The 25,437-nt window shown below is 42.8% G+C and carries 27 protein-coding genes; 1 reads left to right on the forward strand and 26 read right to left on the reverse strand.

Annotation, left to right across the window (positions count from 1 at the left end; all coding sequences use genetic code 11):
* Positions 1 to 142: 142 nt before the first annotated feature.
* Positions 143 to 1,219 (reverse strand): undecaprenyldiphospho-muramoylpentapeptide beta-N-acetylglucosaminyltransferase, encoded by a 1,077-nt coding sequence (locus ACFPRA_RS01640; protein ID WP_381429807.1) that lies wholly within the window; start codon positions 1,217 to 1,219, stop codon positions 143 to 145.
* 207 nt (positions 1,220 to 1,426) lie between these two features.
* Here ACFPRA_RS01640 and ACFPRA_RS01645 point away from each other — a divergent pair, with 207 nt between their 5' ends.
* On the forward strand, positions 1,427 to 2,773 hold the full coding sequence (locus ACFPRA_RS01645) for an MATE family efflux transporter (protein ID WP_381429810.1): 1,347 nt from the start codon (positions 1,427 to 1,429) through the stop codon (positions 2,771 to 2,773).
* 80 nt (positions 2,774 to 2,853) lie between these two features.
* Here the strand turns inward: ACFPRA_RS01645 and ACFPRA_RS01650 are convergent, their stop codons facing one another.
* The 25 genes from ACFPRA_RS01650 to ACFPRA_RS01770 form a co-directional block, all read right to left on the reverse strand.
* Positions 2,854 to 3,936, reverse strand: coding sequence for a Ger(x)C family spore germination protein (locus ACFPRA_RS01650; RefSeq protein ID WP_381429814.1), 1,083 nt, complete (start codon positions 3,934 to 3,936; stop codon positions 2,854 to 2,856).
* Positions 3,933 to 4,952: a GerAB/ArcD/ProY family transporter gene (locus ACFPRA_RS01655; RefSeq protein WP_381429817.1), complete on the reverse strand. Its 1,020-nt coding sequence runs from the start codon at positions 4,950 to 4,952 to the stop codon at positions 3,933 to 3,935. Before ACFPRA_RS01655 ends, ACFPRA_RS01650 begins: the two co-directional genes overlap by 4 nt.
* On the reverse strand, positions 4,949 to 6,385 hold the full coding sequence (locus ACFPRA_RS01660; protein WP_381429820.1) for a spore germination protein: 1,437 nt from the start codon (positions 6,383 to 6,385) through the stop codon (positions 4,949 to 4,951). Before ACFPRA_RS01660 ends, ACFPRA_RS01655 begins: the two co-directional genes overlap by 4 nt.
* A gap of 168 nt (positions 6,386 to 6,553) precedes the next feature.
* On the reverse strand, positions 6,554 to 7,444 hold the full coding sequence (locus tag ACFPRA_RS01665) for a CAP domain-containing protein (RefSeq protein WP_381429823.1): 891 nt from the start codon (positions 7,442 to 7,444) through the stop codon (positions 6,554 to 6,556).
* Positions 7,445 to 7,597: 153 nt separating this feature from the next.
* Positions 7,598 to 8,536 carry a CobW family GTP-binding protein gene (locus ACFPRA_RS01670; RefSeq protein WP_381429825.1) on the reverse strand — a complete coding sequence of 313 codons (939 nt, stop codon included), beginning with the start codon at positions 8,534 to 8,536 and terminating at the stop codon, positions 7,598 to 7,600.
* A 68-nt stretch (positions 8,537 to 8,604) separates the two neighbouring features.
* Entirely contained in the window at positions 8,605 to 10,104 is a 1,500-nt protein-coding gene (locus ACFPRA_RS01675) for a lmo1851 family serine protease (protein ID WP_381429827.1), read from the reverse strand.
* Positions 10,105 to 10,215: 111 nt separating this feature from the next.
* Complete coding sequence (gene deoD / locus ACFPRA_RS01680) at positions 10,216 to 10,920, reverse strand: purine-nucleoside phosphorylase (RefSeq protein ID WP_239389303.1); 705 nt, start codon at positions 10,918 to 10,920, stop codon at positions 10,216 to 10,218.
* 82 nt (positions 10,921 to 11,002) lie between these two features.
* Positions 11,003 to 11,224: a YozE family protein gene (locus ACFPRA_RS01685; protein WP_381429830.1), complete on the reverse strand. Its 222-nt coding sequence runs from the start codon at positions 11,222 to 11,224 to the stop codon at positions 11,003 to 11,005.
* A gap of 15 nt (positions 11,225 to 11,239) precedes the next feature.
* Complete coding sequence (gene msrB / locus ACFPRA_RS01690) at positions 11,240 to 11,665, reverse strand: peptide-methionine (R)-S-oxide reductase MsrB (protein ID WP_381429832.1); 426 nt, start codon at positions 11,663 to 11,665, stop codon at positions 11,240 to 11,242.
* The gene (gene msrA / locus ACFPRA_RS01695) at positions 11,662 to 12,192 is read right to left on the reverse strand and encodes a peptide-methionine (S)-S-oxide reductase MsrA (protein WP_381429835.1); all 531 of its coding nucleotides are present in this window, start codon (positions 12,190 to 12,192) and stop codon (positions 11,662 to 11,664) included. Before msrA ends, msrB begins: the two co-directional genes overlap by 4 nt.
* A gap of 11 nt (positions 12,193 to 12,203) precedes the next feature.
* Positions 12,204 to 12,779 carry a YpmS family protein gene (locus tag ACFPRA_RS01700; RefSeq protein WP_381429838.1) on the reverse strand — a complete coding sequence of 192 codons (576 nt, stop codon included), beginning with the start codon at positions 12,777 to 12,779 and terminating at the stop codon, positions 12,204 to 12,206.
* 11 nt (positions 12,780 to 12,790) lie between these two features.
* Positions 12,791 to 13,606, reverse strand: a complete 816-nt coding sequence (locus ACFPRA_RS01705) for a GDSL-type esterase/lipase family protein (RefSeq protein ID WP_381429841.1) — start codon at positions 13,604 to 13,606, stop codon at positions 12,791 to 12,793.
* A gap of 318 nt (positions 13,607 to 13,924) precedes the next feature.
* Complete coding sequence (locus ACFPRA_RS01710; RefSeq protein ID WP_381429844.1) at positions 13,925 to 14,413, reverse strand: dihydrofolate reductase; 489 nt, start codon at positions 14,411 to 14,413, stop codon at positions 13,925 to 13,927.
* 128 nt (positions 14,414 to 14,541) lie between these two features.
* The gene (locus ACFPRA_RS01715; protein ID WP_381429847.1) at positions 14,542 to 15,483 is read right to left on the reverse strand and encodes a thymidylate synthase; all 942 of its coding nucleotides are present in this window, start codon (positions 15,481 to 15,483) and stop codon (positions 14,542 to 14,544) included.
* 191 nt (positions 15,484 to 15,674) lie between these two features.
* Positions 15,675 to 16,274 (reverse strand): YpjP family protein, encoded by a 600-nt coding sequence (locus ACFPRA_RS01720; protein WP_381429850.1) that lies wholly within the window; start codon positions 16,272 to 16,274, stop codon positions 15,675 to 15,677.
* A 276-nt stretch (positions 16,275 to 16,550) separates the two neighbouring features.
* Entirely contained in the window at positions 16,551 to 17,354 is an 804-nt protein-coding gene (locus ACFPRA_RS01725) for a class I SAM-dependent methyltransferase (protein WP_381430544.1), read from the reverse strand.
* Entirely contained in the window at positions 17,351 to 17,788 is a 438-nt protein-coding gene (locus ACFPRA_RS01730; RefSeq protein ID WP_381429853.1) for a BrxA/BrxB family bacilliredoxin, read from the reverse strand. The genes ACFPRA_RS01725 and ACFPRA_RS01730 overlap by 4 nt, the downstream gene beginning before the upstream one ends.
* A 96-nt stretch (positions 17,789 to 17,884) precedes the next feature.
* Complete coding sequence (gene ehuA, locus ACFPRA_RS01735) at positions 17,885 to 18,658, reverse strand: ectoine/hydroxyectoine ABC transporter ATP-binding protein EhuA (RefSeq protein ID WP_381429856.1); 774 nt, start codon at positions 18,656 to 18,658, stop codon at positions 17,885 to 17,887.
* A gap of 21 nt (positions 18,659 to 18,679) precedes the next feature.
* Positions 18,680 to 19,369: an ectoine/hydroxyectoine ABC transporter permease subunit EhuD gene (gene ehuD / locus ACFPRA_RS01740; protein ID WP_381429859.1), complete on the reverse strand. Its 690-nt coding sequence runs from the start codon at positions 19,367 to 19,369 to the stop codon at positions 18,680 to 18,682.
* A complete protein-coding gene (locus ACFPRA_RS01745; RefSeq protein WP_239389315.1) occupies positions 19,366 to 20,028 on the reverse strand; it encodes an amino acid ABC transporter permease in 663 nt (220 codons plus the stop codon). Before ACFPRA_RS01745 ends, ehuD begins: the two co-directional genes overlap by 4 nt.
* A 71-nt stretch (positions 20,029 to 20,099) precedes the next feature.
* Positions 20,100 to 20,975, reverse strand: a complete 876-nt coding sequence (gene ehuB / locus ACFPRA_RS01750; RefSeq protein ID WP_381429863.1) for an ectoine/hydroxyectoine ABC transporter substrate-binding protein EhuB — start codon at positions 20,973 to 20,975, stop codon at positions 20,100 to 20,102.
* Between the two features lie 392 nt (positions 20,976 to 21,367).
* A complete protein-coding gene (locus ACFPRA_RS01755; RefSeq protein WP_381429866.1) occupies positions 21,368 to 22,177 on the reverse strand; it encodes an N-acetylmuramoyl-L-alanine amidase family protein in 810 nt (269 codons plus the stop codon).
* A 358-nt stretch (positions 22,178 to 22,535) separates the two neighbouring features.
* Positions 22,536 to 22,826, reverse strand: coding sequence for a hypothetical protein (locus tag ACFPRA_RS01760; RefSeq protein ID WP_381429867.1), 291 nt, complete (start codon positions 22,824 to 22,826; stop codon positions 22,536 to 22,538).
* A gap of 98 nt (positions 22,827 to 22,924) precedes the next feature.
* Positions 22,925 to 24,124 (reverse strand): multidrug effflux MFS transporter, encoded by a 1,200-nt coding sequence (locus ACFPRA_RS01765; protein ID WP_381429870.1) that lies wholly within the window; start codon positions 24,122 to 24,124, stop codon positions 22,925 to 22,927.
* Between the two features lie 171 nt (positions 24,125 to 24,295).
* Entirely contained in the window at positions 24,296 to 25,429 is a 1,134-nt protein-coding gene (locus tag ACFPRA_RS01770) for a virulence factor (protein ID WP_381429871.1), read from the reverse strand.
* Between the last annotated feature and the right edge of the window lie 8 nt (positions 25,430 to 25,437).

A 25,437-nucleotide genomic window follows, 5' to 3' on the forward strand; every position in this document is an offset into this window, starting at 1 on the left:
TAGATAAAGAATGCAAGAAAATAGCCAACTTCTTCTGAAAAAGTCTAATCTTCGACATTTTTTTCATGCCGTGAACTACGATACACCCGTTTTCGTTACAATGCAAGACTTAAAAATAGAATTATAAAAATGATTCTCACATCTATTTTCGATAAGCCATAATTAGTTCTACCATTTCCTCAGGCGTTTTCGGAGATTCCACTTTTTTCATTTTCGTTTGTAATTGAACTTGTTCCTGTTTGAACAAAGCCAATTCTTCAGACAGTGGGCGAAGTGCTACATCCTCTTCCTTCAATACACGGGCTAGCCCAAGCGATTTGAAATGGGCCGCATTTAAAATCTGATCCCCTCTACTTTTCGCTGCGGAAAGTGGTATGAGGAGCATCGGTTTCTGTAATGCGAGCAATTCAAAAATTGCATTCGAGCCTGCTCTCGACACAGCAAAATCTGCTGCCGCCAATAGATGCGGCAAGCCATCTGTCACATATTCGAACTGTGTATAACCAGGCGTAAGGTGAAGCGAGTCATCGACATTCTTTTTTCCGCATAGATGAATGACTTCGAAATGTTGTAAAATTGCAGGTAAATCCTTGCGGACTGCTTCATTCAATACACTTGATCCTTGGCTCCCCCCCATGATGATCAAAACGGGCTTCTCACCGGTCAACCCTGCATATCGGAGCCCTTCACTCTTCACTCCGTTAAATAATTCCGGCCGGATAATTGCACCTGAACACGTCGATTTTCCTTCAGGTGCATGAGCCAATGTCTGTTCAAAAACAGTGAATATATGGCTGGAAAACGGCAATGCAAGCCGATTTGCAAGTCCTGGAGTGACATCCGATTCATGGATGACAACCGGGATTTTCGCCAATTTCGCAGCAAGGACTACAGGGACCGAGACAAATCCTCCTTTTGAGAAGATAATCTCAGGCTTCACTTTTCGCATGACAGAAAAAGCTTGTAAAACACCTGCACCCACCCGGAATGGATCCGTAAAATTTTTCATGGAGAAATATCGCCTTAGTTTGCCACTTTGAATAGCATGGTAAACCACTTTGGGGTGACCGTTCCCGATCAATTCTTTTTCGATTCCATCATGTGATCCTATATAATGAATTTCATATCCTTTTTCACTAAACACGGGAATCAACGCTTCGTTCACCGACACATGCCCTGCAGTGCCGCCTCCCGTTAACAAAATAACAGGCCGTTTCATGGCCATCACCTCTTCTATTTTTTAAAATCAATTACGAATCGAACAGCGAAGGATTCGATTTGCTTTAATTTCTGCGTTCTTTGCAGAAATTAAGGCACTTTCAGAACGTCGCGATCTGTGACATCCGTAATATACGAACTTCATAGCTATTATAGCAAACGAACCATGGTACAATGGTATCTAATTGTGGAATAAAGGATGATTTTATTGGAAACTGCACTTTCTTTGAAGAAAAAGCCTTTTAAATTGACGACAATCGTCATGCCGATTCTTGTCACGCAAGTGGCCTTATACTTGATTACCTTCTTCGATATTGTTATGACGGGGCGCTACAATACATACCACCTTGCCGGTGTAACAATCGGTTCTTCCTTTTGGGTTCCCGTCTATACAGGGCTTGCCGGCATCTTGATGGGGCTGACTCCGATTATCGCACAACTTGTAGGTGCCCGGCGCAAGGGTGAGGTGAAATTTTCTGTCCAGCAAGGACTCTATGTATCTGTGGCTCTTGCGGCCTTTGTTTTTCTAATCATCCGCTTCGGCGTTTCGCCGATATTGGAAGCGATGCCGTTGGAAGAGGAAGTCCGGATTGTAGCTGCCGATTATTTGGAGGCGATGAGCTTAGGGTTATTTCCGCTCTTCGCCTACACCGTATTGCGCTGTTTTTTTGACGCGCTTGGCGCAACACGTGTATCGATGGCTATCATTCTTTTATCAGCTCCCTTGACTGTTTTCACAAACTACTTGCTTATATTTGGTAACTGGGGTTTCCCTGAACTCGGAGGAGTAGGAGCAGGCTATGCGGCCGCAATCACCTATTGGCTGATTTTTTTCATCGCTTTTTGGGTTGCTGGACGACAAAAGTCATTCCGGGATTATGAACTGTTCAAAAAGTGGGGGAAGATTTCAATTGAACGCTGGAAAGAGATACTTTTCATCGGTGTCCCGATCGGAATTTCCATTTTTGTAGAGACGAGCATCTTTTCCGTCGTCACTTTGATGATGAGTAAATATTCGACTGAGGTCATTTCCGCGCATCAAATCGCCCTGAATTTTTCTTCCTTGCTCTATATGATTCCTTTGAGCATTTCGATGGGGGTGACGATTCTTGTTGGACAAGCTGTGGGTGCAGGTCAATTCCGTGATGCAAAACAGTATAGTTTTCTTGCAGTCGGTCTTGCCGTCGCTTTTAGTATACTATCCATCTCTATTCTTCTTGTATTTCGAGAATCGATTGCTTCCCTTTACACTACGGACGTGCACATTATCGGATTGGCCACGCACTTCCTTATTTACGCGGCGCTTTTTCAACTGTCCGATGCAGTCCAAGCACCGGTCCAAGGCGCACTACGCGGCTACAAGGATGTCAATATGACCTTCCTAATGGCGGTTATTTCTTACTGGGTGCTCGGATTGCCTATTGGCTATATAATGGCCACCTACACCGGACTTGGCCCGTATGGATATTGGATCGGCTTGATTACTGGATTGACTGTAGGTGCGATCACACTGACGATTCGGCTAGTACTGATTCAAAGGAAAAAATTCAGTTAACACAAAACTCGCGACGGACTTTTCACGTCGCGAGTTTTGTGCATGCTCGGAAAATCGGTTGTTTCCCGCACCTTTGTATTTTAGTCGATGATACCAGTGCGTGTGATTTTCGCCTCCACCTTCACTTGTATATCAAGCTGCGAAAATGTCTCTGGCCAATCTCCTTTATTCCATAATTCGGGATGGAATGCACGCACTACCCTACCGAAACCGATAGGATCACTTTTCGCTTCTTGCAATTTACCCATCACCTTATTGAAATCCTGTGTCAGTTTCTTGGAAAGGAACTTCTCAAGCTCTCTTCTCCGATTCTTTTCGTCCAAATGATCCGCTGGAAAGGAATTGATATCGAGTTTTACGTCATAAGTTGCATCGATCTTGTCGTTTTGAATCTCCCATTGCTTTTTGTATCGGTCCAGTTCCACTGTAACCGGATACTTCACACCTTCGTTCTCCCATTCATAGGTGAACACGGTGAATTTTCCAGGTTTCTTTTTAAGTACTTGGAGGATAGTCGACTCTCTGATATCCAGAACATGGCCCGAAAATACTTTTCCGCTGAACAAAGCGACACCGGCCACTTCGGGTGTTCCTGTCATCTCGGATATTTTAAGATAAGGTAGATCCAAGTCAACCCCCTCATCCAAGATGAATCTTGCTGCTCGCTGAATATCGACATCCGGAATAACGGAATGGTAAGCGGCAGTGGTCAAGATTTTATCGTAGTAATTGGGCGGCTCTAAACCCATTTTTTCCGTTTTTTCCATATAGGGAGCCATCTCGCCCTCCACTACCGCCAGTTTACTACTCAGTCGACTACGCGGCATTCTATAAGCAACATCAAAGGTCTCCACAAGATTCGAACTAACCCCTTCCTTTGTGAGAAGAACCGCAAGGACTTGTGAAGGATCGAGCGATTCACTCGTCTTCTGGCTGGCATTCAGACGGGCATCTTCTATGGAAACCCCACTCCCTTCAACTGTGGTATAGCTCACAGTGTTTTCCGAGTCAATCGAAGTATGTGTAAAATAGCCCATCCATTCCCCGTTTTTTCTTTCATACCCAATTAAAGGAACAATCGTGATTTCCTTATACAGCCGCTCATCCCAACAACCGGCTAAAAAGAAAGAAAAGGCAAGGCAAACAAGTGCAGTTTTCTTCACTTCACTTTCCTCCGATTCACTGTGATGATGATGACAGGAATAACAAAGACAAACGCGAGGTGAACATAAATGATGAGATCATTCAGTTTTTCCACACTGCCTTTTGTTAAAAAAAACAAAGGAATGACGATGAGCAACAGATGCCAAATGATTGTATCCCTTTTATGATGTTCTTTTGCATGGAGACGATGGACATACAAGGCAGCAAAAGAAAAAATAGTCACTGTAATGATGGTCCAGATTGTCCAAATATATAAGAAAAACAAATCGAGGCGCTCAACAAAAGTCACTTCTTGAGACTTCAATAAATAGAGGAGCGGTTCCGGAATCATCTTCAATCCAGTCAGTGTGTAATAGAGAAGCGCGATGGAAATCGAGATTAGAAAAAATAACAGCCATACCAATTGATAGATGAATAATGGAAAACCTTTTATTTTCTGTGTCACACTGACATGCTTTCTAAAAAATAAATACAACTCAATCCCGATGAATGCGATTTGTGCTTTCAGCAACCCTATGCCCCATTCCTTCCCTGTCGCTTCTCCTATCGGGAAGATATTTGTCCAGACGAATTCCTTCACAGCAAACTGAAGGAAAATGAAAAACAGTAAAATGAGAGGAATCAGGATGACCGATAAATTAATGACCGTCTCAGCCCTGCTCAAATTGGCATAGAGGGATACACTGACTAGCACGGTAATAACAACGAATGGGGGAGTTTCAGGGAAACCCCAAACGGCCAACGTATAGTCGACATAAGCGAGATAACAAACGCAGATAAAAAGCCAATACCCTTTGTATAGCCAGCCCACATATGGACCAACCGAAAAATAGTTATAATTATTTTCGTAAAACAGGAGTAGCAAGTAGTGGATCGTTCCTGCCACGATAAAGATTAGCCAAGAATCTCTGCCAGTCGCCGCGATGAACGGAGATGGAAAAGAAAAGAATGACGATCCTGTCTGGGTTATGAAAAGAAGTAAGAAAAACTGAGCCCTTGTTAAACTAAAATTCAAGTCCCCTCACCATCTTTCCGCTTCCCGGCTCGAAAAGTGAATGTTTTTTGTTGCGGTCCATTTTTATAGTATGGTGTTCTGAAGAAAACCTCTTTAAAGCGGGAAGGTTCAAACGGGACGATCGGCGACAAATAGGGTTGATTAAATGATGATCGGTTCATCATATGGATAAGTAAGATGAGCGTCCCGATTGCGATACCAAGAAACCCAAAAAAAGTTGCCGCAAGCATAAATGGAAATCGGATCAGCCGTATCGTCGTGTTCATTTCGACACTTGGGACAACAAAGCTCGAAATTGCGGTCATTGCTACAATGACGACCATCAAATTCGAGACAAGACCTGCATTGACAATCGCATCCCCGATGACAAGTCCCCCGACAATACCGATTGTAGGTCCAATCGGTGCCGGCAACCGGATTGTCGCTTCCCTGATCACTTCTATAAAAAGCTCAACTATCAACGCTTCAATAATCGGTCGATAAGGAATGAATTGTATCGCCGTTTTCACTTTTACTCCTAATTCATAAGGCAAGATTTCAGAATGGAACCCGACCACAGCAATATAAAAGGAAGGAAGGAAAATGGCAATCAGGAAACTGAGCAACCGAAGGATCCGGAAAAACGATCCGACAAAGACCCGACCATTAAAGTCATCCGGCGTCTGATAAAATGCAAAGAAATTCACAGGACCAAGAAGGGCTGCGGGCGATTGATCCATGAAAACAGCGACTTTGCCCTCCAATATATTTGCAACGACTCGATCGGGTCTTTCCGTCGTCAGAAGTTGTGGAAAAGGTGACCAAACATTATCCTCTAAATAATCTTCAATTTGTCCTATGCTGTATACTTTCGGGGTATCAATATTTTCAAGACGTGATTTAACGATTTCGATAATTTCTTTATCGGCGATTGATTCAATATAAACATATGTAACTTTTGTATTTGTATCTCTTCCGATCCGTAGATCTTTGACGACTAAGTCTGGAATGGGGAGATGTTTTCGAATAAGTGAAATATTTTTGTCAATACTCTCCACAAAACCTTCATGGGAGCCACGAATAACCAGCTCATTGTTCGGCTCGTCGGTTGCCCGAACTTCAAATGAAGGAATGGTAATGGTCATCAACATATTCGTTGACGGAAAAAAAATAGCGACAAATCCATGCGTCACACTTTCAATCAATTGTGACACTGAAAATGCCCCCACACTCGATGTAGCGGTCCCTTCCCATTTTGGAAAATCATCAATTGAACGCTGACGAAGAATTTCAATTTGCCGATTCACATCGGCACTATCCGTCATCGTATTGTAAAAACATACAATAGCGATTTCGTTCTTCCAAGAAACTTCACGTACGATCAAATCCGCAGAATCATGGAATAGATTTTGAATGTACAAAATCAAGCTATCATTCGATTTCACTTTCTCCATGACATTCACCTCTTGGAAAAGTATGCTCCGGGAGAAAATGTTTTAAACGTTTTAACTTGAATCAGCAGAAGTCCCTCACTTCTATAAGTGTCGGGATTTCTAGACAGAACAAAAGAGTCATCCTTCCCCCGGATGATACGGGGATGAAGGATGACTCTTCAATTGTTATTATTTTTGAATGAACTGTTGAGTCCAGTAGTTACCGTTTTGGTCAAAGCCAATCCCGATATGTGTGAATTCTGGTGTCAAAATGTTTTGACGGTGTCCTGGAGACTCCATCCATCCTTTCACTACTTCTTCTGCAGTGCGTTGCCCCATTGCAATGTTTTCTGCAGCGGATCTATAGGTTATACCATTTGCCTTCATTTGGTCGAACGGAGAACCATATGTAGGACTCGTGTGTGAAAAGTATCCATTAGAAGCCATATCAGCTGATTTTTGTCTTGCAGAGTTCATCAAGTTACTGTCTGCTTGTAACGGTTGAAGACCCGCTTTTTGTCTTTCTGCGTTTGTCAAGTCAAGTACCGCCTGTTCCATCGCAGAAAGGGATGCATCTTGAGTTGATTCCGCAGGCTCTGACGGAGTCACTTCAGCCGGCGTTTCTTGTTCTGGTTTTGCTTCCGGTACCGGTGTTACTTCTTGTTCCGGCTTTGTTTCAGGTTGTGGTGTCACTTCTGGTGTCGGATTCGTTTCCGGTGATTCCACTTGATCATTCAATTCAGGTTTCTCAACAGGTTTAGCCGGGGAATTTTCCTCGACAGGCTTAGATTGCTCATTCTTATGATTATGCTTCGCAGATTTTTTATCTTTAGCTGAAACCCATTTATCTTGTTTTTTATCCTCTTGTGATTTGATAAGCTGATAAGCCTGATCGAAATCTACCTGATTAATATACTTCGTAAATTGGAGAGTAGGGTATTTACTTTCCAATACATAGCATTGAATGTTCTGTGCTTTTTGCACCAGTCCATCATTATCCGAATATGAAGCTTCTACACTTGTATTGTTCGGCAGTAAGAGCGCCGAACCGAGCATGAGTACTGCAATCGATTTTTTCATCTCATTACTCCTCCCTTCGCAAACTATCATACCGCGAAGGAGATTAAGAATTCAGGATTTCTTTTCCAATTTAACCATTTCATCCATAAACTCTTTTACAAAAGTACTCATGAACTTTAAATTTGGATGATATTGGTCATCTATCATTATATTTCATCCAAAAAGGGGTTGACGATTAGGATGCCCCCCCTCAGAAGACCCGAAATTGATGTCGTCGATCCCTTCACCAATGATGACGAGACGAGGTTCCATTTTCACATATTCCGCTAGCCAATTCACCATCCCGTATGCATATTGAAACAGAAATGGTTTGCTAGCCCCTTTGACCGGGACATAGCCTTTCATGCGATAAACTGTTGAGGGCAATGATTGCACCCAATTCTCAAACTCTTCTTTGTCGACACTTTCCGTAAAGGTAAGGAGCTTTGAAGATAGTGGCAGACCTTTTCCAGAAATAATGGATGCGTCTGTCCTTCTTTTCGGTGTATTTAATACTTTTTCGATAAAAGAAAAATCGATTTTCGCTCCTACTGTTTGGATGATTGGAGCTGTTTCATTGAAATTTGATAATCCCATTGTAACCGTTGCAACCTCTTCTTCCGTCAGTAAATCCACTTTATTGGCAACCAATAAATGAGCGTGTCGAATTTGTTCCATAAATAACGCCCGGATCTGCGGTGTAAGCCCTTCACGCTCCAACCAGCGTTTGGCATCAGCAATAGTAATAATCCCTTTCACGTTAAGCCGATCGGCGAATAGGGGAGAATACACCGCATCAAGGGCCTCTACAGGGTGTGCAGCGCCTGTCGTTTCAATTAAGATCACATCGATATCCTCATTCTCTTCCAACAATCCTTGAAGTTGTGCTTCTGTTTTCTCGGATCCGGTACAACAGATACACCCTTCCAACAACTCCTTTAAAGGGATATCTCCCTCTCCTTCTACTGCGTTTGAATCAAAAGGCAAAGCCCCAAACTCATTCATCAAGACAGCGGGTTTTTTGCCTTGTTGTTTTAATTGTTCAATTGTATGGAGTAAAAGTGAAGTTTTGCCACTCCCCAGAAAACCGCTTAACAAGTACACGTCAATCATGATAAAACACCTCTTCTTCTGTCATAAGAAAAGCGTCCGTCCATAATTGGAAACGAACGCTTACTCTGTTATTCTCCTATTTTTTCAAGCAATACTTCTTTCGCTTTCAATAGTTGTGGATCATCTTCCTGTATTTTCTCGCGCAGCTTTTCCATTAGACCGTAAGTCGTATCTCCTAATAGAATGCCCGTGGTTTCCAATGCGAGATCTTCTTGCAGCTTTTTCACCGCTCGTTCAGTCTTCTCATCAAACAAACCATCCACTTCACCGGGTTCATATCCGACAGCATCCAGCATTTCTTCTGCGGCTTTGACTGAAGGGGATAACATCCCTTCCTTCATTTCCATCGATGGATCGAGGAAAGGAAGCATCGCATAAGGGGGGTAAGGAACCTCAATATCAGGCGCGATCCCTTTCTTATGAATCCAATTGCCATTTGGGGTGAGCCATTTCGCAGTTGTCAATTTCAAATTGGAGCCATCCGCTAGATCTTTTGGTGTTTGGACAGTACCTTTCCCGAATGTCTGTATGCCGATTAACGGAATATTTGCGGATTCGGTTAGGGCACCTGCGAGGATCTCAGATGCAGATGCACTGCCATCATCGATCAGCGCAGCAACAGGAACTGTGATTTTCCGATTACTATTCGCTACGAACACTTCCGGTTTTTTCCCTTTCTCTTCGAATTGGAAAATATTCTTTCCATTTTCAACAAAGAGGTCGGATATTTCAATTGCGGTATTCAACATGCCGCCCGGATTTTGTCGGACGTCGATAACGAGGGCTTTCATGCCTTTTGCCTCCATATCATCTAAAGCGGACAATAATTCTTTCGTCGTCCCTTCCGAAAAACTTGTAATATGGATATGGGCAATTCCGTCGTCCAACATTTCCGCATAAACGGTTTCAAGTGGTATGACATCCCGTACGATTTTCACATCGACTGGCTCTACCGCTTCTCCGCGCTTAATCGATAATGTAACGGTTGTCCCCTTTTCACCACGAATCAGGAGAACCGCCTCTGACGAAGACATCCCTTGAATGCTAACGCCGTCAACAGCGATAATCATGTCGTTCGGCAAGATGCCTGCCCGTTCGGCCGGTGAGTTTTTAATCGGCGATACGACATTGATATAGCCATTTTTCTCTTGGATTTCTGCACCGATTCCTTCAAAGCTTGAAGAGATGCTTTCATTCAACTGACGGGCTTCCTTCTCATTTAAATAATCGGAATAAGGATCTCCTAACGCATCGATCATGCCATTGATCGCTCCATCGATAATAGCGGTTTCGTCAATCTCATCGTAATAATTCGCTTTCATCTCATCATAGGCGTCATAAAGTTTTTGGAATTCTTTCCGTTCTACAGACGACGCTTTAGGAGGACTGACGACATCGACCACTTTGTCTTCCCCCGTTGTCAACGCAAAAAAAGTAACTGCAGCAGTGGCTAACACTAAGCCAAACACAAGCATGACAAAGGAGAAAGGTTTCAGTTTGATATAACGTTTTGCCGGCGGTTGTGGTTTCTGTTCTTCCTCAACGCCGGAGTTTACTTTTTCATCCATCCTACTCCCCACTCTCTTCCCTTTTACAGAAAATCAAATTTGTTCAATTGATATGATTTTGTACCCTACTTTCAAAAGGACCGCTGCTTTGCGAACGGTCCTTTTTCATCATTATTGTTGAATAGCCGCTTCGAGCGCCACTTCGATCATTTCATTGAACGTTGTTTGACGTTCTTCTGCCGAAGTCGCTTCGCCAGTTAAAATATGATCGCTTACTGTTAAAATGGCCAACGCCTGACGGCCAAACTTCGCTGCAAGCGTGTATAATGCTGCAGCTTCCATTTCAACTGCCAACACCCCATACTGGGCCCACTTCTCATGTTGTGCAAACTCATTATAAAAGACGTCTTCTGTAAAGACGTTGCCCACTTTCAAATCCAGACCTTTTTCGATTCCTGCTTGGTGCGCTTTTAGTAACAGGTCAAAGTTTGCGGTCGGTGCATAAGTGACTCCATTGAAAATGATTTCAGTCATTTTAGAATCCGTTGAAGCACTTTGCGCAAGGATGACATCCCGTACGTGAACGTCCTTTTGAATAGCTCCGCAAGTACCGACACGAATCAGTTTTTGCACGTCATATTCTTGCATCAATTCTGTCACATAAATGGAAATGGATGGCACACCCATCCCGGTTCCTTGGACTGAAATTCGCTTTCCTTTATAAGTGCCCGTATATCCGAACATATTGCGAACTTCATTATATAATGTCGCATCTTCCAAAAAGTTTTCTGCAATATATTTTGCACGGAGCGGATCCCCTGGAAGCAAAATCGTATCGGCAATGTCACCTTTTTTCGCGTTAATATGTATACTCATTACCTATTGCCTCACTTTCAAATTTTTCTTTTTCAATCATACAGTTAAATAGTTCAAGTTGCAATGAAGAAGACGGTTTCCTTCAATTGAAACGCTCTTCATACAATTGATATAATTCATCGAAGACGACGGATGGCATATTCGGATCTGCTTTATCTTCAATATAACGAGACAACGTATCAAAAGACGTTTCATCCTTCGGAAAACTTAAATCATTAAACATATATTCAGCGAAAACGGCGAAAGAATCCTCTTTCGCACCTCCGCGGAACGATAGAACAAACTGGTAAAATGAGCGTTTCATCCCAGCCCTCCTTTTTCACTTATTGAAAAGTTTGAGATAGGCATCGTAGCCTTCCTCTTCCATCCGTTCAACCGGAATGAAGCGTAGAGCGGCTGAATTGATACAATAACGCAGTCCATTTTCACCCGGTCCATCCGGGAATACATGTCCTAAATGGGAGTCTGCTGTTTTACTACGTACTTCCGTCCGTCTCATCCCATAACTAGTATCGAAGTGTTCTGTCACTTCTGCTTCCTCTATCGGTTGCGTAAAACTCGGCCAACCACAACCGGCATCGTATTTGTCTTTTGAACTGAATAACGGTTTACCCGAAACAATATCGACGTAGATCCCTTTCTCGAAATGACGATCATATTCATTACGGTAAGGCGGTTCCGTTCCGTTTTCCTGTGTGACATGATACTGCATTTCCGTTAGTTTGTTTTTCAACTCTTCTTTCATGCTTGGTCCCCCCAATTGTTCAATTTAAATTGCTCCCGTCCTGAACCGACTGCATAACGATTGTAATGCACAGGGTTTTTCATATAGTAATTTTGATGTCCTTCTTCGGCACTGTAAAATGGTTTGGCTGGAAGGATATCGGTTGCGATCGGTTTATCGAATTTACCGGAAGCATCGAGTTCTTTTTTGGATTGTTCAGCAAGCCGTTGTTGCTCCGGGGTGTGCGTATAGATTGCAGTCCGATACGACTCGCCACGATCGAAAAATTGTCCTCCGGCATCCGTCGGATCGATTTGTCGCCAAAAAATGCGTAACAACTCTTCATAAGAGATGATGGCATCGTCAAATGTAATTTGGACAGCTTCTCGATGACCTGTCGTATTTGTGCAAACAAGTTCGTAGGAAGGATTTTCCACATCACCGCCCGTGTAACCTGAAACGACGGAAAGTACACCATCGTAGCGATCGAATGGTTTCACCATGCACCAAAAACAGCCACCTGCAAATGTAGCTAGCGATTTTGCCATTTCAATTGCTCCTATTCTTTTGGAATGATAATTTCTAATATGATTTCATCGTCTGCCAAATTGAATGTTTTTGCCCGCACCTTTAAATTACCCGACAAAGGCACTTGTGTTAAATCGACAAATACCTCTTCTTCCTTAGGACGGACAATCATCCACGGCGGCAATTTCACCGAGTCCCTTAAAATCGTCAAGACAGTGGAAGGCTGAATTTTCAATTGCCCAATTTCCATCGATGACAGCTTCAATATAAGATTGCCATCTTCCCCGACAAGCGGATCGAAATGCATAATTACAGGCAATTTTAATGAAAATACCATCATTTCCGATAACAGCACAACGTCATCTCGAACAACCATTGTCACAGGTAGAGGTTCCCCTTTGACAGCTTTTCCAATATAGGTGTTCGCAATGCCTTCAAAGTCTTCCTTCGCCACTTTAACTGTCAATACGTGATCTGATGTATTATCCATCTTCACCTCTGGCAATGGTTCTGAATCACCTGGAGATCCGATAAGGAATAGTACATATGCTACAACAGCCACTATAAGGCCCGCCAGTAAAAAAAATCCGATTTTCCATCGATTCATGCAATCATCTCCTACATATCCAATTGCCCTTCTGACAGTTCCAGCAAACCACATTTTTGAATGGATTCGAGAAAACGGTTCGCCATCCCGTCATACCCTTTTGCGTTCGGATGGAAAAAGTCGGTATGATATACCATGTTCACATTTGAATCGAATAAGTCCGTGACGGGTACAAAACATGCTTTTCCGTCCATGATTGTCCGGATTTCAATCGCTTCATTCCAATCTTCCAGAATCTCATCGAATTCATTTGCTTCATCCGTCACAATTGAAATCGGGTTATATAAGCCCCCTACAACAATGATCGCATCTCCGTTCAATGTACGAATGATCGTAAATAGTTCATCCAGCCTATTCTCAAAGTCGCCGAGTTCTCTATAAAAAGGTTCCACTTTTAAATTAAACAGATTGGCTTTTACCACTTTCATTATATCGTTTCCACCAATTGTCAAGTAAATCAGGTCTGCTTCTTCGACCGCCGATTGGATTTCGCTTTCTTCCAACTGATCGATCAGCTGATCACTTCTGCGTCCCCGCTTTGCCAAATTTTCCGAATCGACATCCAGAACACCTTTCCATTCTTTCATTTTACCAGTCACACGCCCGAAATAACCGCTTTTCTTCAACTCATCTCCAACACCTTGCGTAAGCGAATCTCCAAGACCGATGACGTGGATTTTTTTCGGTATGAAGTAGCCTGGAATCGACCACTCAGAAAAGCCGATTTCATGCCGGGCAGAAAATGGTTGGGATACACGGTTACCCTCAGGTTGGCAACTTGACAACAACAATGAGAAGACGATCAAAAGCATGAAAACTCTTCTCATGGATAACGTTCCCCTTTTCCTCTATAAAGTTTCTGTACTCTGTTAATTTGATTCAGCAGAAGTCCCTCACTTCCATAAGTGGCGGGATCAATGCCAGAAGGCATTTCAATCAGAGGGAGTTCTAACTCCCTGCTGAGTTAGAGGAACTCAGGCTAAGGTCGCCGAGTCCTGAAAGTGCCTTAATTTCTGCAAAAAAAACGCAGAAATTAAGGCAAATCAAACCCTTCGCTGTTTGATGGGCAACGCCAGAGTGACCAACATCCTGTCGGTCCAAGCCTCCGGCGGATGGCACAGGTTTTGTATAATACGCGAATCCAGTCAGCTTTCCGTTTTCCGATCATAGACAAGATACGAGTATGGAATTCCTTCTTTTGAAAAATGGTCTTCCGAAGCGGACACCAAATTCCATTCAGATCCGTATGGAGGGAAATAAGTATCGCCTTCAAAATGCTTTTGAATGAGCGTAATATATAGTCGATCCGCGATCCCGATTGCCAAACGAAAGATTTCGGCTCCGCCGATAATTATAATTTCGCCTGAAAACTCCTTTGCCTTTTCAATTGCTTTCCGAAGATCGTGTACGACTACGATGCCATCGGCCGTGTATTCCTCGTTTCGGGTTATGATAATATTTAATCTCCCCGGTAATGGTCTACCGATCGACTCGAATGTTTTTCGCCCCATTATCATCGCTTTCCCCATCGATACTTTCTTGAAATAAGCCAATTCTTCCGGGATATGCCACGGCAGTTCATTATTCACGCCAATCACTCGGTCGGGATCATGCGCCACTAACAGTGATATCATCCTTTTCTTCCTTTCTTCTAAACAGACAGCTCAGTTATTTTACATAGATCCATCAAAGCGAACTACATAATTTGATCAAACCACTTTAATGCTATTATCTTACTCCATAACGCTCAGCGCTTTTCTTATTACACCGCAATTGGCGCTTTAATCTTCGGGTGGGGATCATAACCTTCCAGTACAATATCAGCAGTCGTCATTTCAAAAATCGATTTCCCTTCGCCTTTTAGAATTAATGTTGGTAGCTTTCTCGGTTCGCGCGTCAATTGCTCATTCACTTGACTTAAATGATTTGAATAAATATGGGCATCACCGAGTGTATGGACGAATTCCCCCACACCAAGATTACATTCTTTTGCGATCAGGTGAACAAGCAGTGCATAAGATGCAATGTTGAATGGAACTCCGAGGAAAATATCCGCGCTCCGTTGATACAGTTGACAGGACAATTTGCCATCTGCTACGTAAAATTGAAATAAGGCATGGCATGGTGGTAACGCCATATCCTCCACTTCAGATGGATTCCAAGCTGTGACGATATGCCGCCTTGAATCTGGATTTCGTTTAATGCTTTCAATCACATTACCGATCTGGTCAATGGTGTCTGTCCCTGTCGTCCAAGAGCGCCATTGTTTGCCGTAGACCGGTCCAAGGTCTGCGTACTTCGCAGCAAACTCTTCATCTTGAACAACACTTTTCTTAAAGGTGTCCATCTCTTTTTGATATAAAGCCGCAAATTCGGGATCTTTGGTAGCCCGTCGGCCGAAATCCGTCATATCAGGACCGGCATAATCCGCACTCTTCACCCATTTTTCAAATGCCCATTCATCCCATATCGGATTCCCATCTTCTATAAGTGTCTTTACATTTGTATCGCCTTTTAAAAACCAGAGTAACTCTGATGAGATAAGACGAAAGGCAGTTTTTTTCGTTGTCATCAACGGAAACCCTTCATTTAAATCGAATCGCATTTGATAACCGAACACACTCATTGTTCCCGTTCCGGTCCGGTCCTCCTTTTTCGTGCCTGTTGCTAAAACATGCTTACATAAATCCAAATATTGCTCCATTTGAAAAGCCTCCTCTTACTTGATTCCAGTATAACAAAAACAGTTGAGTGATTGAAATCAATTACGCCTCGGCGTAATTGCGTCCGGATTTTGAATTGCATTTGTGCAATTCAAAATCCGTGACATCCGCCGGAGGCTTTACTTGCTTCAGCACCTGGCTGAAGCAAGTAAAAAAAGACCGCCTAAATGGTTTACGATAACCACTTAGGCGGAGTATTTTTCGACCAATAGATATCGCCGATCGAATGATGTGTAACAAAACCATCATCGGCAACATGATAATGAAAGTTGAAAAAATAGCCATCTTGTGGCCGTTTGTCGGTACGAACGTGAAAACGGATAAGATCTTTCCTTGTATCCATCTCATAGACATTGAATATTTTCTCGGAATAGTCTCCCCCTGGTCTTTCGCTGATGGCGAGTTTTCGCTTATGTAGATCCTCAGAATGCAGAAGGGTCATTTGAATCGCTTCCTCGATTTTCGGGAAGATGACTTCGTCAAATTCGTTTCCAATAACCGGACCGATTTTGGATCCGAATTTCGTATAGGCAATTTCTTTTGCCGATGTGACTAATGAATCTTCGATTGAATCGGAATACGTATCTCCATCTTCTGCGAAAACCGGTTCAGCCAATCCGATGTCATAATCGGAAAAAGGTGATGGATCTTGCGTCTGTTTTGGTTGGACCTTTTCCTGCAAGGTTGTCCAAATTTCATGGTTCGGCGAAATTGCACCAAATGTCAGAAGCGCCACTGTAACAACAATTGTCTTTTGTATCCATTTCTTCATACATTTCACCTACAATTTTGAACATTTTTTAAAATGCGTGTTATCAGTTTGACGAAAAGACGCGGAAAAGGTTTCTTCTTTCTCCTATTCATTGTACAATAAATCTGTAGATAAATGTGCGTTTTTTTGAAGGAGGGTAATACTCGTGGATGTACAACTCTTTATCGGTATCGGAATGCTTGTATTGGTACTGTATTTAAGCTCTTTGAACTTTACGCATTAATATTCATTCAAAAACGCCATCATCCTGCATATGGGGATGATGGCGTTTTTCATTCATTCGCTTGAAGGAACGATGAATTCCTTTTCCAAATAACCGAAGTGGAACTTTGTATTCGGTCGGACTTTCCGGATTAGCTGGAAACGATCAAATACAGGCGAATCAAATCGATCTTTTACGACAACTTTTCTTTTACAGACTCGCATCGCCTCTACCATCCATGCCTGCGATAGCATGTCATGTACCCCAGCTTTGCGCAATGGCGTGAAGTTGGATGATTCTTCGATCGGTTGATGGAACATCGGGTCGATATAGACGATATCCCAAGATCCATCCGGTAGTGTACGTAGATAGTCGATGGCGACTGATTGGATGACTGCAATCCGGCTCATCGAATAGTGGAGCTGTTCCGAATTTGTCGGAAACGATCGGAGCCCTCGACCAGTGATAAATGCTACCGCTGCGTCCGCTTCGATCCCTAAAACTTTCCCACTGTCACCGACAGCAGCGGACGCAACAATGCTATCGGAAGCAAGTCCGAGCGTACAATCGAGAAAAGAGTCGCCTTCGCGTAAGGCAGCCGCTTCAATCATCGGATCACTTTCCCCTTTTGCCAACCGCTTCAATCGAAAGGCAGCTGAATTCGGATGAAAGAAAAATGGTTCTTTCATCCCTAATCGATACAGCTCAAACCGATTTTTACCAGCTACCAGCACATCTGCTCTGTACTCTTCCTGCAAGTGGAGGACAGATCGCTTATTCCGTTCGACAAAAGGTGAACCGAGCGCTTCAACCGCCTCCATCGCTAACATTTCCGAACGCTCATCCGGTCTGCCACCTGTCGTAATGATCATGTTCACTTGCTGCAAACTTGAGTCAGAACTTCCGCTAAATGGTTTTTAATTTGTTCCATTTCGAAGTTCTCGATCTGTTCCCTTGGTATGAAGTAAGCCAACGCGCCATCTTTCCATAAGGCAATGGACGGAGAGCTTGGCGGTACTTCCGCAAAATACGCGCGCATTCTTTCTGTCGCTTCTTTATCTTGTCCTGCGAACACGGTCAATAAATGATCTGGTTTCTGTTCGGCTTCTTGTAAAGCTTCCCTGACAGCCGGCCGTGCGAGACCTGCTGCACATCCACAAACCGAATTAATGACAACGAGAGCTGTCCCTTCTAGTTTGTCCATCGTCTCTTCAACGGCCTCTACCGTTGTCAATTCTGTAAATCCATTGTGTACAAGTTCCTCGCGCATCGGTTTGACGATGCCTTTCATGTATTCGTCGTAAGCATTCATGTTTTCAATTCCCTCCTAATAGTGAAACGTTCTTTCTACAAATTTTTGTCCATATCCATATTACTATAGAAGAGATTGTTTTTTCACATCATCTGTTTAACGTTTATTGAAGCGCGCCAAGAAGTCTTGTAAGCGCTCGCTTTTCGGCTTCATCAAAATTTCTTCTGGCGACCCTTCCTCCTCTATAACCCCATCGTTTAAAAACAGAATTCTATCAGCGATATCAAGCGCAAAATCCATTTCATGCGTCACTAAAATCATCGCCATTTCTCCTTCTTTGGCTAGGTCGCGGATCACTTCCAATACTTCCCCGACAAGTTCCGGGTCAAGAGCAGAAGTTACTTCGTCAAAAAGCATCACTTTGGGCTTCATCATCAATGCACGAGCCATCGCAACCCGTTGTTTTTGACCTCCCGATAATTGGCTCGGATACAGGTCGATTTTGTTACCGAGGCCGACTTTTTCAAGCATTTCAACCGCCTGCTGTTCCACTTCCGATTTCTCTTCCTTTTTAACGATTGTTGGAGCTAGCATACAGTTCTCTAAGATGGTCATATGTGGGAACAGATTAAAGTGTTGAAAAACCATACCGATGTCTCCGCGTATCGATCGTAAATGATGCTCATCAGCCGTTACAATCTGCCCTTTTTTCTCCATTTGCCATAAATTCTCCCCGTTGACCAAAATCGTTCCCGAAGTCGGTTGCTCCAACGTCATAAGCATACGGATAATAGTCGTCTTTCCTGATCCACTCGGGCCGATCAACGCGACTTTTTCGGCAGGTTTAACATCTAAATTGATGCCTTTCAAAACATCGACCTCTCCAAATGATTTAAAAATGTTTGAATAATTAACGATGGTTTCTCCCATAGATATGAACTCCCTTTTCAGTTACAGTGTCGAAACTGTTTTTTTATCAAAACGCCGATTATATTTTTTCTCCAGCTTGTTAATCAATAAAGCGGACGGGTAGCTGAGCAATAAAAAGAACAATGCAACAACGGTTAACGGTTCTACATACTTCCAATACTGAGCTCCGTAATCATTCGCTAAATGCAACATCGCAACAACACCGATTGTGGAAGCAAGCGGGACCTCCTTAAACATGATAATCAAGTAATTACCAAGCATAGGAATGGTCGGCGGTATCGCCTGCGGTAAAATGATTTTCAGCCATTTCTGTTTTGACGATAAGTTCAACGCTGTCGAAGCTTCCCATTGTCCTTTATCAACCGACTCGATGCCAGAACGATAGACTTCGGACAAGTAGGTACTAAAATGTAAACCGAGACCTAAAATCGCCGCCGCGAACGGATTGAGCGAGACGCCTACTACAGGCACCATCGGCCAAGCGTAAAAAATGAAAAACAATTGAACCAAAGGAGGTGTCGAACGAATGAATTCGGCAATCCAACGGAAAATCCAGCGAACGGTTTTAGAAGGGATCCGCGCCATAAACACCCAAAAGAAACCAAAGATCATCGCAAAAAGATAACAAGCAATCGTTAAACCGAGTGTAATCCATAACCCTTTGAAAATTAGTGGAATGACTTCAAAAAACACGCTCCAATCCCATTTCATTGCTGCGCCACCCCCTTCTTAGAGAAAACTTCCATCTTCCTTGTAAATGCGATAAGCGGCAATGCGAGGATAAAATAGAAAACGAGGATCAGCAAATAGACTGTCGGCGCTTCTGCTAAATGAGTACTTCGGTAAATATTTCCGTAATACAATAAATCTGTCAGGCCTATCAATGATACAAGAGAAGTCGCTTTCAAAATCTGGATTAAATAATTTCCGTACTCGGGAAGCATCATCCGGATTGCCTGCGGGATAATGATATAGCGCAACCGTTGAAATTTCGTTAAATTTAGTGCAATCGAGGCTTCTGTTTGTCCACCGGAAACCGATAGGATCGCCCCTCTGACAATCTCGGACATATAAGCGCCATAGTTCAGAGAAATAGCAATCACAGCTGTCCAGATATCACTTCCCAAGTGAATATTAAACAATCCCGGTAATGCATAAGAAAACCAGAAAAGTTGTATGATGAGCGAAGTCCCTCGGAATATTTCAACATAAAATCCGGTGAACTTGTTGAGCAGAACATTCGAGGACACTCTCGACAACCCAGCGACAAACGCAATCAAAGTCGAGATGGTGATGGAAAGGGCCAATACGATTAATGTGATTTTTATCCCCTCTAGGAGTACAAGGGATATTTCCATTATGGAACTCATAAAAACATCTCCATTTTCAGCCGTAATGTGAAAAGGGCCATACCTGTAACAAAGGTGCGACCCTAAAACGATTAGTAATTTTCACCGCTACAAATACTCTCAGTAGTCACTTCAAGACCTACAACATTCATTTCTTCTGTAAATCCATAAGGCTCAATAATTGCAGCAAGCTCGCCACTTTCCTTCAACTTTTTAAGTTCGGCATTATACGCGTCCTTTAATGCCTCGTTATCTTGACGGAAAGCAGCTGCACCGTAGCTTGGTACACCTTCAATATTCGGTTGTTCGAAGTCATTGACAAACTCCAGTTTGTCTTGATTTGAAGATTCAAGCGCCATTTTGATCGTCATTTCTGTACCTGTCGTTGCATGTGCTCTCCCTGATTCAACCGCCGAGAAAGAAGCTGGAATATCTGGAACCATTGTGATTTGGCTTTCAGCAACACCTTCAGCCAAGAGGAATGCTTTTTCGGTTGCACCACTCATCACAGCAACCGTAATTTCGGGATCGCCTGCTATGTCTTGATAACTATGCAACTTCATCGGGTTTCCGGACTCGACAATGAGGCCTTCCCCGTATTTCATCTCAGGTTCACCAAAAGCTACGTTGGTACAACGATCCGGTGTAATCGCCATTCCAGCTGTAATGACATCGAATTTACCGGCGTTCAATCCAGGAATCAGTTGCTGAAAATCAGACAGATGTCCGTCAACTTCTTCTACACCAAGATTTTTGAAAATCGCTTTTGCAATATCAACAGCAGCTCCTTTCAATTCGCCATCCTCCTCATATGCATAAGGCTTTTCGTTTGCAAAACCAACTTTTACCTGTCCTTTGTCTTGTAGCGAAGACAAAATATCCCCGGATGAGCCGTTTCCTTCGTTTCCACATGCCGCCAACAGCAGCAAAATGACCGTGGCCAAAATTCCAAACTTAAATTTCCTCATAACTTCCTCCTTTATTTTTTCGTAAAACTCTTAAATTTGATAGTTTTTAGATTAACATAGAGAATTTCAAACTTCAAATGGAAAAACGGATTTTTCTGAATGTCACGTTAATTCGAAAAGTCAATTGAGATTGACGTAACAACCGTTAAAAGCTCTTCGGAATCCTTTAAAATAATTTAAAATTTATTTTCTAAGACCTTTAATCAAGTATAAATAAATGATCAAATAGATTTAACCCTTTAACTTTTCCCAATTCAAATAGATCAAAATTGATAAAAAAATAATGAAAAACAGCAAATGAAATTGTGGCATCATTTGCTGTTTTTCACGATTATTCTACTTGAATCGTCAATCTATATGCTGTTCTCGCATTTTAAATTGCTTAAGCGAAATCATTTCAGTTCATCGAAGTATCCTTGATCCAATACGAGAAACAATAACCCGATCGCATCTGATTCGGTCAGTGTCCCATCCGATAATTTTTCACGCCAAATAGGAGGTAATGTTGTTTTCCCGCTTTGTTCGAGTCGCCTCAAGACAGAAATTGTGGCATTGATCATTGTTTGCGAGGAAGGATTATAGAACTTTTCCGTCATTATTTTAGCAACGGAGGACTCCTTGTCTTCCAGTTCATTTTTTGACTTCAATTTAAAATAGGACGCCAAGCCATCCGCAATAGCTTCGCCTTGTGCTTTCAAGTAATTGTCGTCACGTAATTTTATTATGTCAACTTTAGAATCTAAAAATCCTCCTTCTGTCAAAATGGCAGGCATGGAGGACTCACGTAACACATGAAAATCCGCTTGCTTCATGCCACGATCACTAATCCCCATCGCCATGACGACCCGGGGATGGACAATATTCGCAATTTCCTTGGATCGTGAACTCGCATTCGGATTATCTGACGTATATGTTTCAATGCCGCTATGCATCCCCCATTTCCCATTCATCGCGTTGTGGTGGATAGATGCGTAAACATCGGCTTTCCATTTATTCGCAAGGTCTGTCCTTTTTGTGAGCGGAACATCCGTCTTTCCCGTAGGATCATCTACACGAAGAATTTCTACGTCTTTATAAGTCTGTAATTTCGCTATGGCATATTGAGCTACTTTATTGTTAAATGACCATTCCCGCTCGCCATCAGGGGAACGCTTCCCAGGTGTATCAAATCCATGCCCGGCATCGATTGCAATTTTAACCATTGAAAATACCTCCTCTTCGCGTTTTACAATATTCAAGTGAGAATCCATCATCTCCCTTAAATACTTTTCCCTGTATCATATTCGCTATTTATGTGCGATTGTCGGCACTTGTCCATTTCCAATAAGAAAAGATGCCTACCTATACAGGAAAGACATAAGAATTCGAAATCCTCTTTAGCGATGCAATCTTGTTAATGGAACCTGTCTTTCCGCTCTATTTGTGCCCTTTAATCGGTTTCGCACTCTTCAAAGCCTTCTTTTATTATACGGTAATCCAAGCTGTTTCCGATAAAAGTTGAAATGAAGTTCGACGTGGTTGAATAATTTTTTGTTTTTATCAAATAACTTCAAACTGTCTTCATAATGATCCCGTCTTATTTCTTTTTTGATCGACCAACTCATAATTCTTTTTGACAATATCATCGATTTCATACAGCGATTCTTTCGTAATGCCGTCATAACCTTCACCAGCCACAACAGCTGCTTTTAATATTTTTAAGACCGGCGTATAGATTTTTTTCAAAATTTCCGATTTGTATTTTACAGATTCATTACGAATTTCTTTCATCAATTGAAAATGATAAGAAAAGAAACTAGTGATCAGAATGGTAATGGAAGAACTGACTAACGCAATGATCACTTCTTTCATATGGAAGCCCCTTTCTACACCGGGTACTAACATTGTATTCAACTGCGCCTCAACCATGTAAGTATAGCCGCCTACTCGGTTGAGTTGGCGGCTATCCATCAGTTTTCTTTGATTGTATTTCTTGCAAGACCGGCATATGACAGGACAGCGATGAGACCTGATACGAAAATGATAACGCCCATTGGAATTGCGGTTTCTTCTCCCCCTATGCCTACGAGTGGCGCAGTGATCGCTCCTAAAACGAAAGGCAGTAAACCAAGCAACGCGGAAGCGCTCCCTGCAATATGCCCTTGTGATTCCATCGCCAATGAAAAGGACGATGTCGAAATGACGCCAATTGATGCGACGAAAAAGAAAATCGGTACAACGATTGTAACGAGTGGTCCATTCAGCAAGACGGCCAGCAGGAGCAATGCACCGGATAGGACCGAGATGAATAATCCGATTTCTAAAAATCGTTTTTCAGATACGATTCCTGACAGCCTTCCTACCACTTGAGCCCCCAATATAAGGCCGAGTCCGTTCATGCCGAACAACAAGCTAAAGGTTTGTGGCGAAACACCGTAAATATTTTGATACACAAAAGGTGTCCCAGCCACATAAGCGAAAATCCCCGCCATGATGAAACCCTGCGCAAGGGCAAATCCCATAAATTGACGACTTTTCAGTAAAGACAAAAAGTTTTTCAATGTGGCGGAAAGACTACTCGGTACACGCATTTGCTCGGGCAGCGTCTCGTCTAATCTCCATAACACAATGATAAATAAAAGCAGGCCGATTGCACTTAATACTGTGAAGATTCCTGACCAATCCGTGAATGCGAGAATGCCACCACCCAAGACGGGAGCAAGGATCGGAGCCAGATTATTAATGAGCATTAACAAGGCGAAGAACTTTGTCAATTCCCTTCCACTGTAGACATCGCGGACAATCGCTCTTGAAAGAACGATGCCAGCGGATGCAGCTAACCCTTGTATAAAACGGGCAGCAATAAAGAAACCGATGCTTGGTGCGAATACACAGAAGAGTGAAGCGATAAAATAAACGATAAGCGAAACGAGCAACGGCTTTTTTCGTCCTCGTACATCACTCATCGGTCCGACAATCAATTGCCCGAGCCCGATACCTAACAGACATGCTGTTAAACTAACTTGTACATAGGAAGCTGTCGTATCAAATGCATATACAATTGTAGGAAATGATGGCAAATACATATCAATCGTCAACGGACCCATTGCTGCCAATGTTCCAAGAAGTAATGCAAACTTTAATCGTTTTGTTCCTGATAATGGTTCCACGTTGAAAACAACCTTTCTGAAGCTGGACATCGTTTGCGAATGCAATCAATGAATTGAACATTATTTTGTGTGCACAAGTACTCTACTCTACCATCAAAGTGGATAATAATAAAGAAGGCTGATTGAAACGAAATTTAACGTTTCCAATCAGCCTTCTTGTTCACCTCTAACTTATTCTTCCGGCGATGCCATCCGTGCTTCGGTCATCTGCTTCCAAACGGAACCTTTGGCGTCCTCGCCTTCCTCAATTCGTGCAATGGCCATACGGATTTGCAGCTTCACTTCAAACTCCGGATCGTTTTCAGCCTCTTTCAATGCAAAAAGTGCTTTTTCAGTTCCTGTTTCATAAAGGAACATCGCCGCACGCCAACGAACCAATTTATTTTTATCTTTCAATGCCCCGATAGCTGCATTTTCGAATCCTTCAAATCCGAGATCACTCATGCAGTCGCCTGCAGTACGACGGACAGCCCAGCTTTTGTCTTTCAGTGCTTTCTCGACATACGGTATCACTGCTTCGTCTTCAATCATCCCGAGATAGACAGTAGCCAATCGTCGAATTGACATTTTTTCATCGTCAAGCGCACGATTCAGTAAGGGAGCGTCCGACATATCAGGATCAGGCATTTGGTCAAGCAATTGGAATCTCGTTTCCCATTCCTCGACGTCAAATTCTTCAAGCGTCACTTTTCTTCCACGCTGAACCGTGTCCGAGTGACCTTCCTCGGCTTGGCGAACAATTTCCTTCAGACGCTCTGCTGGATAGGCAGCTTCGATTTCCTGAATAACCGTTTCCCCTATTTCAGCTTTTTCGCCGTAGCGGATTCCGTAGTCCGCCCACTTACGTAGTAATATATAGTTTTCGACCTCACGCCCCTGAACAGCATTCATCGCTTTTACAAAACGTTCGCTCAAGCCGAAGCGTTCTTCAGAATTGCTATCAAATACCTTCACTTGTAGGGGAATATCTTTATAAGTTTGAACATGTACATACACTTCACCATAGCTATCGTCGGCTTGTTCTTCCACTTCCGACTCTTCGCTTCGCTCTTCGTTGAACACAGCTTGAACGTCAGCAAGAATCGATTCCCAAGCGACTTTCCCTACCCGCTCAACTGCCATGAAATTCATGACATGATAAATTCCTTTGACTCCATTGATGTTCAATAACTCGGATACAGGGTACGGGGCCGTCTCTGCGTCCGTTTTTTTATAATTATGGCCGGTACCTTGCGGCAATTCCGTATCCAAGACAATTTTCATAGAATTTGGGCTCGGTGTCGGTTCAATTGTTACAATTTTCATGAATAAGT

The sequence above is a fragment of the Sporosarcina soli genome (genome assembly GCF_042655805.1).
GTDB classification, from domain to species: Bacteria; Bacillota; Bacilli; order Bacillales_A; family Planococcaceae; genus Sporosarcina; species Sporosarcina soli.